This is a genomic window from Reichenbachiella faecimaris, from assembly GCF_900176375.1.
Lineage (GTDB): Bacteria > Bacteroidota > Bacteroidia > Cytophagales > Cyclobacteriaceae > Reichenbachiella > Reichenbachiella faecimaris.
On sequence record NZ_FWYF01000004.1, the window covers coordinates 229,921 to 246,420 of the forward strand.

Here is a 16,500-nt window from a genome sequence, read left to right on the forward strand (position 1 = left end):
TCAATGCGTGATCATCAATTTCTTGAATTCAAATTCTGATTTCTCACCTCTAATAGACATATAGTACAATCCACTTGGGAATCTATCAGTTTTCATACTAAACCCTTCATTACCGGCAGGTAATTTACCTTGATCAAACACTCTACCTGTTTGGTCGAATACTGACCATTGCATGTCTTCTTGAATCAACTGATCAAAGATGATGAACACTTCATAGTCAGTAGGATTTGGGTACATGCTGAAATCCCTTGCATCTGCTATTCTATCCGCTACATTCGTAACAGTAGAACTGCTCTTAGACGACACCAGACTATGTGCATTGTCAATTCTAACTGATTGATAAATCTCCTTAGTACTACTATTTTGTATAAATACAATTGCAGACAAATTGGAGTCATCAGCAATGTTTGTCAAATCCCAAGACACAGATACCTCATCAGTCGAATTCCCATCAGTGTCAGTGAACATTAAGGCATCTCCTACTGCTAATTCAGAAGTAAGTTTCACATATTTACCCGACCCAGAAGGCAATATTTTTCTCATGACATTGTCGAACTCATCTATTCCTCCGACTGTTTGTGTAACTATGTCTTCAATTATGACCACATACGCTCTTAATTCAATTGGATCATCCTCAGTAGCAGCAAAATCCTGATTAGCCTCAAAAGATATTGTACCTTTTATTTCAGTGTCAGATGCGCTAGGGTCAGCTGTTACTGTAATATTAAACCCTGGATCTTTAAGAGAATTTAATCTCAAGTCATCCTGATCCCAAGTCAACTCACCAGCTTTGGCCGAGGTGCTTATTCCACCTAACTGACCATCTAAGATAGAAGTTACTTGATCCACATTGTAGTAGATAGATCTTGCACTAGGCCCTGCCGGGTTTTGTGCATTAAAAGGATCAGTGAATCCAAAATCCGAATGATAAGCGATAATCGTTTCATCTCTAACCGTTACTGAAGCACCAGGTAGCACGTCAGCAATATCTGCTTTCAAATTTGCAGTTGGCGTATTGATTTCAGTTCCGTCCGTATCTTCATCCGACACACTTACAAATTCTTCGATCAACACATTTTTAGATCGCTCTTGGATTGTAAAATCTGCCAATGCAAATCCAAAATATCCAGTTTTATCAGCAGAAGTTGCTCCCAGAGCAAATCTAAATCTGACATTGGAACGATCTGCATCTGGAATATCATCCAAGGTGTGTCTGGCACTCACCCATGAAGGTGTGGCCTGATTTCCTGACCATCCAACCGAGGTAGACAAGGTTGGATCTTCAATTTGTTGCTGCCCAGGATCAGAACCAACGTTATCAAAATTATACCATTCAAGGCCAGTTGTAATTCCATTCGAGTAGTTACCCAATGTCTCCCAAGATTCTCCTCTATCTGTCGAATATTGAACCACGGTTCCATCTTTTGATTCTTCAAAATTAAATGCCATGGTTAACTTCAACATGGGTTTGTCAAGTTGTGAGAAATCAAAAGCTGGGCTATATAACCAGGAATCTTCACCAGTCAAATAGTGATAACTAGAGCCATCCTGTGATAATGTACCCCAAGCCCAATTTTCAGTATAGCTGGTAATTAAATCATCATTTACCACACCATCAAGAGCCAAAGAATCAGCATTTAGATTAACCTCATTCCATATCCAACTGCTTGACCTGATTGATTCGATCCCCTCAAGACTCATTTGAGAAGTAATGATTGCATCATCAACTAATTTCTCGGCATACCATCCGTTGTTATCAGGATCGAAACCACTTGACGGGTCAAAAGTTTCGACAAATCCTGTAACAGGATCAATCAATTCAATAGGAATAATATTTACTTCTCGTAACAAACTATCGAAACAACCATTGCTATTTTCTAATATCACTTTCAGGTCGTACTTACCAACACTTGGGAAATCATAATCAAATGGTCCAAAAAGTTGAATATCATCGCCCGTAGAAATTGTTCTATTAGTCAGTGGCGCATTTACCGGGTCTAGCCATGATTCGTCAATTATTGTTATTCCATTAGTCTCATCCAATACTGTAATTGCTCGAATTTGATTCAAAGACAATTCGTTTTCATTCACATAAAAGGTAGTAGGCTGATCTACAATCACCTGATCCCATTCAATAGAAATATTTGGATTTATTCTAATTAATATGGATTGCTCTGTAATGCCCACTTCATTCAGGTCACTTGAGCATCCGTCCGCAGTTGTTGCAACTAGCACTACTCCAAATTGAGCATCGAGTCCATCAAATCCGTCGAAGTCATGTGTAACCATTTGACCATTTTTGACTGAGCCACCACCATCATCATAAGGACTGGTTTTCTGGATTACGCCATTATCATCAGCATTATAGAATTGCCATTCAAAAGTCAACTCATCCAAAGTGAATGGTGATTCTCTAGGAGGTTCTGGAATTTCTTCCGTTTCCCAAACATCGGTACCGTCATTCAGTAACTCCACATCAAATTGAACCTGAGGATCAATACACCCTCCATTTACAACTGCGAATACCTCAGGAAGGATGTTAACCACTATTTGTTTGGTTACATCATTATAACATCCAGTTTCGTTATCAGTGAATTCATACCTGAGATCAAAAGTCCCGGACTGAGCTTGAACTTCATCCGTAAAGTCTCTTAGGTCATACTCGACATCATCAGTACCGCTACCTGACGTAGAGCTTGTGAACAATTCTTGCTCCACTCCCCCATTATAAGAATGAAATATGAATCTATTTCCAGCATTGACAGTATTTCGATCACCTCTTAGAGTAAACGACTCATCGCTTTCACAAAATACAACACCATCATCCCCTGTTTGGAAATTATCCAAATCACTGTATAATTCCATCTCTGGAAGTGGTTCAATCGTCCATTCACTTACCAGTATGTTTTCACAACTATATGAGCCAGAAGCATCAGAATAAGTGAATTCTACATAATACACCCAAGTATCTCCATCAGAGCCATTTACATTAGCGTCATTTTCTACTGAAATTGCCGTAGCATCAACTGACGCCGTTCCGTCCCCATTGTCCACAAATCCAGAAGTAATTTCATCTGTTAATGCTTCGTCCGTAAAGAGTCTGAAGGAACCCGAGGTAGCATCTGATTCGCCTGACGCTGCTCCTGATATATGTGTGCCTTGAATGGTGAATTGTCCTTCATCATAACAAACATGTGTGCCATCTATAGACTCACCAGCAGAATTTCCACCAGCACTACTTGTATATTCTATATCCAGAGTAGGCTGAGGTTGGATGACAAATGAGGTTTGATATACATTTTCACAAGCATATTCAGAAGCTGATTCATCTGTATAAATAAATTCCACATAATAAGTCACAGGAACTCCGTCTCGATCAATGCCATTATCCTCTGAAATATCTGCTGGAATCACTGATGCTGTTCCATCACCATTGTCTACAAATCCAGAAGTCGAAAGCTCTGCAGTATATCCTGAGTTTGTATAAAGAGTGAAAATACCGGAAGCTGCGTCTGATTCGGCACTAGCAGCTCCAGAAATATGTGTACCCCGAATATCAAAAGAAGCTTCATCATAACAGACTATCGTGCTTGCCAAATCATCTCCAATTGCATTGGCTCCCGCAGCTGTATTATACTCTATTCCTAAAGTCGGTTGAGGATAAACAATAATTGATCTAACAATAATCTCTTCACAATTGTAACTACCATCATCATCTATATAGGTATACTCTATATAGTAAGTATGTGGCGTTCCCTCTCTTCCTCCGCTGTAGTTATCATTTTCAGCAGCATCAGACACATCAGCTGCTGTGAAGTCTGCAGTTCCATTTCCATTATCAGTAAATCCAGTGGTGATTTCATCAGTTAAACCAGAATCACTAAATAGTCTAAACACACCGTCAGTAGCATTAGACTCAGCTGTTTCGTCTCCAGATATATGCTTACCTCTAATCGTAAAAGTAGCCTGATCATAACACACCTCGGTAATTTCTGTTCCTACATCCTCAATTAAATCGCCATTGGAGTTTTCACCAGTATTAGCTGAATACCTCAATTCCAATTCAGGTTGTGAATTCACAGTGAACGTACTTTCGACTGTCCTACTCGTACAACCTTCTGCATCAGTATAAGTGAAACTTACAGTATGATCAGAATTCACACCAAATTCTGTGGTATATATTAATGCTGCTGTAGAAGCAGTCACGTCCGCGGTACCGTCAGCATTGTCAACAAGACCATCAGAATCTATTGTGAATAGACCACTAGTAGCATACCCGTCAACTGCATCTTTATCTTCTGTTCCTTGAATTAAGAATTCTGATTGATCATAACAAACTTCTGTTCCATCTAAGTCATCGTCAACTGCATTTTCATCAACAACCTCTCCATAAACTATATCCACCACAGGCAGTCTATTTATATCTAATGTTACCGTTGTTGCATTGACGGGATCATTGTGATCGCTTTCACAACCGTTTTGGATAGTGGTGACATAATATTCCAAATCAAGTACAGTGTTATCACCACCAAAAGTATAAGAAGGGTGATCCGAAACATTGATGACAGATCCGTCGGAACTAGCACCAGTTGAAATTTGATTGGTCAATGAGCCAGAATTATCTGCATACCATCTAAATGAGGGAGACGTATAGTCTCCAGCATTGGCTATAGCCATAGTGGTTATAGAGCCATCTGCACAATAGACATGCGTATCATCAAGCACTAGGTCTCCAGGTAAGTTGCCTACACCTGTCACAGTTGGTGGCACTGGTATTTCATATTTGGTGAAATCTATCTGTGTTTGGTTGATACTTTCACATCCAGTAAATCCAGAGCCTCCAATATTGTAATTAATGGTCTGTGTAGCAAAGAAAGTGAAATCACCTGTTGTTCCAACTGGATCCAAATGTGATGGTGCATAGATATTTGTTTGCGAGAATGTTGACCCTGTAGCCAACGTTATTCCATCAGCAGCATACCAGTTGAAGTAGGCATTGGCCTCACCATTGTTGATCTGGAAAGTGGGTATATCATCACTATCAATATCCGTACAAGTATTACTATAACTTGCTAATATGACATCAACAGGTTTACGAAGTATACGCACAGTGATCGCACGAGCAGCACTTTCGCATCCAGCGAAATTTGGAGGGCCTGAAACAATATCTTGCGTTTGAGTCACATAGAAAGTGTATGTACCTTCTTTAGGTGAACCGCTCAAATCTGTGACTGTGCTGCCATCTTCAGATAGCTCACTAGGAATTAACTCTGTAGGTTGTATGATACTTCCATCCGCATCAGCTACAGTCAATTCTGTAGATAAATCAGAATCATCATACCATCTGAATATTACTCCTCCTTCGCCCTCAACGATGATAGGCTGCACAGCATTATTATCTCCTTCACAATAATAGAATGTAGTCACCACGCCATCAGTAGCATCTTCGGTAGGTGCAGCCGGAATATCTCTTACACTTATGGTAAGAAAGGCCATATCAGCATCTTCAGTTTCACAACCTACATAACCTGAACCATCTTGATTAATATAATTAGTTTGAGATACTAAAAAGTAATAATTTCCATCAGACTCTTCAGCTGCTGTAACTCCTAAATCAATACCAGTTGCTGTTGTTCCAGTAAACCTTGGAGTAGGGCTTAGTTTTGCCCTTGATACATCAGAACGGTACCAGTTAAATTCTACTGGATCATCCGTTGTTTCATCTGTATCTCCAGAAACAGAAACACTCAGCCCGCTCAAATCACCCTCGCAGAATCTAAGTTCCAAATCAGTGGTTGCATCTAAATCAGCAGCAGATCCATCATCATCAAATGTCGGAGCAACTGGGTCTGTAAGAACATATATATTGATAGTAGTCCAGTCACTGGCACATCCATTGAAGTTTACAGCCTGATTTTCATCTGTATATTGTCTCACATAATACGTGTATGTTCCGGGCACATCTGGATCGTATGCAAAGTGATCGATCAATTCTTGTTCTGTTACTAATCGATTGGCAAATGCGGAAATGTCATTGGTAACTCCGCCCACTTCATCAACAAAAACCTCTGATCCCATGGTATTATCCGTAGCCCATTCATATACTGAGCCTGTAACTGACGGGGTTTCGATTTGACCAATGGACTCTCCTTCACAGATATAAAAATCTGCAGTAGCACCAGTCACATACGCACCATTGAAGCTATTGATATCAGGCGCATTTTGAGTCGCGTTTACGTTTATTGTAATTTTTGTAGAGCCACTTTCTGCACCCACATACTCAGCAGTAACACTGCCATCCTCTGTATTGTCTCTGTCTGTCTGAATCACATGTACTGTAATACTCGTACTCGCCGTTCCTGCGAAATCAAGTCCTAACAGCGCGTTGGTATTGGTAGGTACAAAAGTCACTAAATCTGTAGTCCCATAAGTTGAGAATAATTCTGAACCCAAATCAATATTCCCATTGCCATCATCTGCATAGAAAGTATAATATGATTGAGCAGGCTCATTATCCTCCATGTTATCTATTAGAATAATATCATCCAAGGCCACGGTACCCGTACCACAATACTCATATACATAAGTATCACTACCAGCGTCATATACAAAAGTCGAAGACCCGGTATCCACGATTGGTTCATTCGGTACTGAGTAGACGTCAATTGTGATCTCTCTAATATCGGACTCACACCCTTCAAAATCCGAATCATTGATTCTAAGATCCGTTGTCTGCGTAAAGAAAAATTCTTTCTCGATACCACCGTTTGGAGTAGTAGTACCGAATAAGGTAGTAGTGGCCATCACTTCACCAATCGTTCCAGCGTTTCCTGTGATTTCACCAGTCTTATTAATATTGTTATACCACCTTATAGAATCAGCGCCCGTAGTTGCTGTCATATTAGCAATTACAGTACCTGTAGTATATTCAAGTACGTATTCTCCTGACACATCCAGTTCTCCAATACCAGTTAGTGTATTAGCCAAGGTAGGCTGTGCAGGTTTAGATAAAAGTTCTACATACACAGAATCAAGGTTTACACACCCCTTAGTTGGGAAGTCTCCATCAGAATCAATTAGGAAATCTGACTCTTCAGAGGTATAAACTAACCTATATAACGCAGGCCCTGTTCCAATTGCACCAGGGTCTGTTAAGTCAAATATTGCTGAACCTACTGCCGCAGTATTTAATATTGTTGTTGAATCTGGATTTGGGTCTATTTCTTTTAATGTGTAACCCAGCAATGTAACAGCATTCCCGTCCACTTCAGCCGTTACATTGAATGAGCCAACTTGCTCACAATAGTAAGTATCATCAATGTCCAAAATTTCTACTGTAGGTAGTGCATTAATTCTGAAAGTGTTTGTAAGTAAGGTTAGCGTATTGGATTCATCAAAACCATTAATGGTTGTGTCCATTACAATCCTTTTAATGGTATAATTTCCTGGAGCCAATCCAGAAGGGTCAAATGTCCAACCATCAGTATATAATTGATCAAAATCATCTGGTACACCGTTTGCAAAATCTGGTCCAGCTGGTGCTTCACAATCTACCACGCCATCGCCATATCCATCATTCGTATTCTCATAACAGTTAGGAGCAGTCAATCCGGCCACAGGTGTATTCGTGTCATCAACGAGCTCAAATTCATAGAAAACATAGCGTTGGGTATCAAACCCATTAGCTGACAATGTATCGGCATTTAAGATTACAGCTGCATCGTCTTCACAAAAATCTTTATCCACTATATTATTGAATATAGTCGCAGTATTGGCAATTGAAAATATCTTTTCAAAAGTATACTCCTTTTGCGTTAGGTCACTTTTTAATTTATATGAAAAAGCATAATCTCCTTCACCAATACCTGGGTTGAAATTGACTGTAGCTGGATCCGATACTACGTCTGTACCTACTAAGCCTTGTCCAGAAAAAGTAACGGTATGATCAGCTGGGTTCGAACCCGATATTGCTATTTGGTTATCTTCTACCAAGAAGTTATCGCCAAGAGGAGTCTGAGTAATGTTTACAACTGCAATACTTATTTCTTCTGAAGCACTAATACATCCATCAACTTCAGTCTCATCAACAAATAGTGTATAAATACCAGTGGCGGAGACATCAAAGTTTTCTGGGTACGGATTGGTAATATCATATAAATTGACTTCTGTCGGACTGGCTCCTGTGTATGCCAGTTCGCCAGCCTCGTCAAAAGTATCGTCATAATAATACCAATTGTAGGTTCCTCCAGCTCCAGTGGCAGTAATTGAAAAGGATTCATTTTGATCCACTTGCATCACATCATTAGTAATAGTACCAGCAGGGTATGAAACCGTAGGTGCACCAAGTCCTGCTCTAGTCGAAACATCTAAGTGACTAAACTCATGCGACACACTGTTACCGTAAAGATCAGCTGAACCACCTGTACGAACTATGGTTGCAGATGTGATGGCTGGTGTAGAATTATTAATAGCCAAACCTGAAATCACAATTTCATCTAATTGATCTCCATTACCGTCATTTGAATACGTTACTGTAACCAAATTGCTAGTAACAGATAGATTAGTAATGGTAATGTTATTTTCGGTCGAGGATGCCACAGAGCCTATGCCAGGCTCAAATTCGTATCCTGCACCTAATGTCAATTCCAATGTATAACCTGTCCCATTAGCATCTCTAAAGTCATCTGGATTTGTTTCAGATATATAGATACTCTCACTACCACCTAAAGCATCAGTCACAAATCCATTGACACAAGATGCTAATGTAGCGGTAGAACCCGCACCATTATCAACTACCACTCCATCAATTGTAGTGAATCCCCACGTGGCATGTACATATTGATTAGATGACGCATCTACAAATGCGGTATTTGGCATGGTTACAGTATAAACAGTTCCTGTAAATAAATCGTCAGTAGGATTAATAGTAATTGTTGAAGTTCCATTGCCCAATACCTGAGAGGCATCCGTAACAGGTATTACTATATTACCATTTGGCCCTCCCGAAATTGTAATACTACCACTTCCTGAAATCACAGGTTCGTTAAAACTAAGAACAAGGTTCCCTCTGATATCCACGTCTATTGTCGTGTTTAACGGAGACAAAATCGCTGTGGGCGCATCAGAATCGCCTGCTATTGTCGTGAAATTCCATGTGGTTTCATCGGCAATGGCAGCAATGGCATTTGGTGTTATGTCGTTATCCTCAAACGATCCTGCATCTATTTGCACATAGTATGACGTATTACCCTGTAATCCAGAATTAGAATAAGAATAAGTAGTGTTTCCGTTTGATGGTGTACCAGAATTGGCTGCAATACTAAAAGCCAGCACATCATCAGACTGGTAGTAGAAATTTATATTAGTTAAAGCGACTGGATTCACTGGCTCATCAAAATTGATTTCAAAATCAGCGTTTAAAGTCAAGATTGAAGAACCATCTATTGGACTGAATACACCCGTATAATTCGGTTCCACACCATCATCTGCCATGCTAAATGCCCAACCATCAGCTTCAATCAATGCGCTGGAAGTATTACCAGTGGCGTCTTCAAATGCAGCAGCATCTAAAACTACATAATAATTTACACCTCCACTTAACTGATTGGAAACATCATAGGTATACACAGAGCCGGTTCCACTATTATCAGCTGTTTCACTATTTACTGCTATAGCAAGTGCTTCTGTATCATCAGAATCATACATCACCCTGATGAATCTACTCGGTTTTGCACTGGCGCGCTCATCTATAGTCACAACCAAACTTGTACTTGTAGGATCTTGTGAAGCTCCTGTAGGCGCAAAAGTTATTCCAGGGCTTGTAGCATCGGATCCAGTAGTAAAGTTCCAATCCGTGTTATTAGAAATCGCCAATGATGCATTAGGTGTCTTGTCTGCAAATGCACCAGCATCTACATTTACATAATATCCCGTACTTCCTGATAAAGTAGTAGAATACGTTACCGTAGATCCTGGAGCCGTAGCAATTGACTCATCATAGAGGGCGTCTGCATCAGCATCAAAAGTATGAGCCAAAACACCATCGTTATAATATATTTCAATATTATTCCCACCATTTCGATCTACTCTTTCATCGAAAGTAAAAATTAGATCAACATTAACGTTTTGGTTGGTTGTACCATCCGTAGGCGTAAATGAGAAATTAGGAACTGTAACATCTCCTGTAGTGGTAATTCCCCAGGTAGCTGCGTCACCAAATAAGGTATTCCCATTTGGGGCGGCATCAGAATCTTCGAATGCCGAAGCTTCTAGCTCGAAGAAGTAACCAATACCGCCACTCAGTTCCTGTCCTACTTCATCAGAAATATCATAGGTAAATGTTGCTTCGCCACCAGATACCACAGCGCTGACTGCATCCACTGGAATCTGGAATGCAAGTAAAGCATCGGAAGTATAATAGACATTAATAAAACTTCCAGGCTGAGGTGTAACGATTTCATCAAAAGTTAAAACAATTTGATCTGCTGAAGTTACATTCACTGAAGCCGAATTGGCTGGGCTAAATGCTGTCAAAGCTGGTGGAGTGGCGTCATCGTTTGTACTAAATTTCCATCGTCCTGAAACAGGAGATGCAGCATATCCTCCAAAGTCATTATCTGTAGCTCCTGCATTAAAAGTTACATCAGTTATTGCACCAGCATCTACAGTGATATAATAATCCGTACCACCTGAAGCCAGGTCAAATTCAAAACTTAGATGCGTATCAGAGGTATATATGAAATTATCTACAACAACATTAGATCCACCGTTTCCATTGCTTTTAATGATCACATAACCATCCACAGCACCAGCTAAGGATTGACTAAATGTGGCGTATGTCGTACTTGAGGTGTTGACAAAAGCACCTAATTGAGTGGTCAAAGAAGATCCATCAGTCGAATACCAAACTTCAAATTCAGCAGCACCTCCATCTTCAGATCTATATTCAAATTCAATGGCTTCAAAATTTGAAATAAGTGGTGTAACTAAACGATCATTATCTGCAGGCGAAATACTGATCGCATCACCAGTACCACCTACGGCAAGCCCTGCTCCCGCCAATGCGGCATTAGTTTGTGTCCAAGTTCCCGTTTCAAAATCGAACGTTCCTTCATCATAGTCAAAGTCTTCTATAACTTCATTTACTGGATTCACATCAGACGTTACGTCTAGAGATGCAATAGCTGAACCGTCAGCATCTGTGTAGTACAAATTGATATTTCCAGCACCCCATTGCACGGGTTCATTAAACTCCATCACAAAAGTTCTGGAAGCACGAACATCAGTGGTTCCATCAATAGACAAATCAAGACTCACAATTTCTGGAGCATCAGTATCTAGGATAGTAGTAAACTCCCAAACACCTGATCCACCAATGGCAGCCAGATTCTCATTGCCAGAGTTGTCCTGAATGGTATTAGCAGGAATCTCTATGTAATAAGTTGTGTTATATTCTAAGGTTACATTATTGATCTCAACAGTCTTACCTAAATAATCAATGCTGAAATCTGTGGCATCCAAGACTAAATGATTCTGTGCATTAGTTACATCATATATGATAATATTAGCTCCACCAATTCCATTTACTGGCTCAGTCATAGTGAAACTGATACTTGGTGTAATGCTCACCACTTTGTTTCCAGGGTCATGCGCAGGAACAAAGAAGTCTGCCACACCCGCATCTACTGTTGGGTTTGTAGCATCAAAATTACCAGTTGTAAAGTTCCATCCGTTTGCAGTCAAAATGCCTGCAAACGCATTTCCAGAATAGTCTTCAAAAGCACCCGCTGTGATTCTTACATTATATCCCGTAAGACCAGATAATTCATCAGTTGGAATGATCGTCAACTCATTACCTTCTAAGGAAAGAGAACCTGCGGCACCTGAATTTAGAATATCTGAGGTGACATCGAACTGATCTACTATATCTCCAGAGGCAGACAAGTAAAGCGTGACTGTCCCTGATGCACCTGCAACTACAGGTTCATCAAATTTCAGTACCAGATTATCGGTAGTAGATACATCCGTCTCATTATCCTCAGGGGTAAGTGTATTGACTTTAGGTGGAATAATTTCACTTGAAGTAGTAAAGTTCCAAGTGTATTTGTTGTCTATTCCCTCGAATGGGTTTCCAGCCAAATCTTCAATGGCACTTTCTGAAATTCCTACATAGAAAGTTACACTACCTGGAAGGTCACCTAAAGACGAAATGTCGATAGTCAACTCATTGCTATTGTAAGTCAAGAGGCCACTATTTGCACCAAATTGCAATACGGTAATATCTGGATCTGTTTTTGCAAAAAGCCTGATGGCGCCAGAACCTGGTTGAATATCTTCGTCAAACGAAATAGTCAGCGATCCTGTAGCCAAAGCCACATCGTCATTACCATCATAAGGACTAAACCCTCTATCCACACCTAATTCGTCAATAATGATACCTATGTCAGAAGCTCCTTCATCAATTTCAAGTCTAATATCTCCAGAATATGGTGTACCGAATTCATGATAAAACTCAAGGAACTCGCTATCATTTGTGGCATTGATGACATCCAGAACTACAGAACCTCCAGATTGATCAACTAAGTTGAGCACTGCGGTACCAACAGCACTTGTTTTATACAAGAACGTTATGCTATTAGCTGAAGCTAATGTAGGCAGTTGAATATATGCGGATGCCACATCAGGGATTCCAGAAGCATCCCCGCTTCCACCTACAGCATTTGCTGCACCTGCCAATACGTCATTGGAACTTGTCCAGCCGGCAAGGTCAGTACCAACATCAGTAATCAGGCCGTCAAAATTTTCATAAATCTGTGCCGAAATTTGTGGTGGCGTATTGTCTCCAGTATCAATAGTTCTGAATTCAATAGTTTCAATATTATCAGCAGGAAACGCATCAGTACCCGTTTCTTCAAAGTCAGTGCCATCATCTACTGATGCAAATGCTGTTTCAGGGATATCTACAGTGACCAATTCGTCAGAAACAAAACTAAAGTCGGGGTTGATGACAATAACATTTGTCCCATCACCTGTGACTTGCGATGGAGCCGTCCCTATGTCATAATTTTCAGTTACAAATCCATTATCACCTGATACTGTAATTGTACCAGTACCAAAATTAACTGCTTCATCAAAGGTCAATGTAATGTTGGTGCTTCTACTTATCGTTCCATTAGGAGAGCCAGGATCTATTGATACGGGATTGAAATTAACAATCGTGGGTGCCGCTGCATCTGCCGTAGTAAAAGACCAAGATCCAGCACCAATTAAACCTGCCCAATCATTTCCTCCATAATCCTCAAACGAATTGGCGGCAACAGTTACGAAGTAAGTCGTTCCCTTTTCTAGAATAGAAGACAAGGTGAATGTAACAACATTATCTACAATGGTAGTTTTGGATAAGTTAGTTACACTTATCGTTTCAACTACATCGAGCGTATTAAAATCCCTTAGAATCAAGTTACCCGAATTGGCGCGAACCTCTTCTGAGAATGTTATTACCAATTCTGTCACAGCCACTGCTGCACTTTCTGTATGTGCTGGAAGCAACGTTAGATCAACTGGAAAAGAATTGTCTTCAACCACCACAGAGGTGAAATCAATCTGCGTCAAATCTGGATCATAGAAATCATCAATTCCATCTCCATCTCCATCACTTCCTCCCGTATTAACTACTTCAAATCTATCGTCTATGCCATTCACAGGAGATACATCTAGCCCTAAAGTAAGGTCAACATCTACCACATCTGGAATACCATCTAAATCCGTATCTAGTGGTAGATTATCAATGGATACAGTACCACTAGGGAATACACTATTTATAACAATTCCATTTTCAGATAATATACCTGCAGTAAAATTAGTTGCTATCGGATCAATTGGAGAACCTGCAGGTAAGGTCAAAACTACCTTACCATTGACATCAGCATCAATATTGCCATTGGCATCTTGAGCTTCAAGTTCTATAGAAAATCCTGGGTCTCTTTCGAAAGTAGTTGCACTAGTCAGAGGATTGGCAAAAGTTACCACTTGTGTAAAGGCGTATGCCTTAACCTCAATTTCGTTATCACCTGAATCTGTAAAATTGGCAGTTGATGCTCCCCCGGCATCAGCAAGTGCAAAATCAGATCTTCCATTTCCTGTATTGGCCACTGCGCTACTAACAGTTAAGGTAATCACCTCATTGTCATCTACACTTACATCCTGTTTGAATGTAGCTCTAATAATGAAGGTAGCCTCCGAGTTATCGCTTGCTTCAATATCACTACCACCAGCATCAGCATTCAAAAATGCCACGGTTCCACTTGTTACTGCTACCTCCTCTTTTTCAGTAGTTCCGTTATAAATTGCCATACGATCCAAGTTTTCCCAATTGGTGACATTGAAAGTAATGTCTGCTAATCTGGTTCCGTTTGTATCTGTATCACTAGCACCAGCTCCACCATCCCGTACGATGAATTGAGCGATCACAAGTTCATCATCACCTGTGGCATCTATGTTTGTGGCATCGTATTGAGTATAATCAATATATTCAGGGTAGTCAAAAGAGTTATCTTCTATGATATCAGACTGAGCGTCAGATACGTCAAAAGCTACTGTACTAGAAACAAAATCCCCACTTCCCGCACTAAAATCATCAGTTACAGTGAAAGTATAGTTACCCACTAGCGTAATAGTTAAATCAGACCAGGTAGCCACTCCATTAGAGAATGGGTTGTCCGTTAAATTCGTGCCTGTTATATTAGATGCAGGAGAAGTGATATCAATAGTATATGGACCACCATTGTAATCCAAGTCCACATTACCCTGCGCATCCTGTGCTTCTACAATGGCAGTAAAAGCAGTATTCAATACCACCTGTATATTAGCATTTGAAACTTCTGCATCTGTGGCTCCACCAAATGAAGTTATCACTACATCAGAGGCCACTACATCAATATCAACATTACCACTATTTACAGATTGCGCTGCAGCCAGGGTACTTGAACCAGAAGCAAATGTAAAGTCAGTCGTATTCACTTCAAACTCAAAGGCCTCCTGATCAACAACAAATGTATTGGCGGCAATATCTGTTCTAAACCAAATAGATAAAGTATAAGTTTTGGTCTCATTATCTACAACATCACCTAACGCAGTAGAACCGTCTGTTGGTAAATTTGCAAATGTGATATTGTCAGCATTAATGGTAATAGTAGCTCCATTAGGAGTGTCTGTTGTAATTGAGGTAGATCCATCAGACAACGCAACTCCAGCAATGATTTGATCCAAATCCTCATCCAAAGTAACACCAGCACCTTCCTGAAAGACCATTTGCGAAATTACAGTATTGAACAAATCATTATCTAGCCCATTGTCTTCTACAAAATCAAAATCAAATACAGCTACTGCCGTTCCTTCACTAATCGCGATAGCAGGATTAAGAGACAAGGCAGACTCATCCAATGTTCCATTTGCAGCAAGAATTGAACTGTTGTCTGGATCAACAATGGCAATAGTAGTTGCATAAGTTCCATCTGCCTCAGCTGTGGTACCAGATGTCAAAATGACACCGTCATCAGAAACAATTAAGTCCAACGTGGCATAAGCCGTATTGTATGAAATGTCATCAAAGTCTGTAGTACCAGAAGCTAAAGTTTTTGACAAACTTGTTGCGGAAGATAAAGTGCCCGGTCCTGCAGAATTTTCGGCCAACGTCACATCAGAAACATCGTCTGTATCAATGTTACCATTTACATCTACTGCATTTACCGTTACGGTAAATTGCTCTCCTGTAGCAATGGCTACAGCTGGGCCTGCCGCCAAATCAAGCTCGCTTGCCGTTACATCTAAAGTGTTATTAGTTGCTTCTACTGCATTTGCAGCTCCAGTATTCATGCCTGAGCCTGTTGCTAAGGAGGAAGCTGAAGAAGCTAAAATAGTTACATCTATGTCGGTAGTTTTATCTACTACTCCTGTTGTGTTCGCAAAAGTTACTACCACGCTGAACGTTACGGTCTCATTGCCAGAAGCTCCAGTTTTGATCTGTTGAGCATCAGGCAAAGCAGCCAGACCTGAGAATACCGCATCAGTACCCGCTATGGCTACTTCAGCAACCTCTACAGGCGTACCTTCAAAATCGTTGTACAATGCTACTTTCTGAATAGTTGCTGCATTTGTGAATTGGACGGTTACCCCATCAAGAATAGTGGCTAGACCATCTCCATCGTCAGATCCGCCGCCATCACGCAATACGAACTGAGCCACTTCAACTCCATCTGTTCCAGCTCCTTCACGATCAATATTGGCCGCCATTTGACCATTGTAGTCTAAATTTGAAGCAGCCGTAAAGCCACCATTCGCCACAATATCCGATAATACAGCAGGTGTTACCCCTGTTCCTAGTATGTCAAAATTATAAGATCCATCTACAGCATCTGTAGCAAAAGAAACCGTATTATTTCTGACGCCATCCGCACTTGGATCAAAAGTGACTATCACATCTTCGGTAGCACCAATTGCCAG

1 protein-coding gene (only partly in view) is annotated in these 16,500 nt (G+C 40.4%); it reads right to left on the reverse strand.

Annotated elements, in window-relative coordinates; translation table 11 throughout:
* Positions 1–16,500, reverse strand: partial view of a LamG-like jellyroll fold domain-containing protein gene (locus B9A58_RS20265; RefSeq protein ID WP_176214833.1) — the 3' portion only. 11,679 nt of this gene lie beyond the right edge of the window; 16,500 of the gene's 28,179 nt are visible here — the last part of the coding sequence; the start codon falls outside the window, past its right edge — the gene reads right to left on this strand; the stop codon is at positions 1–3.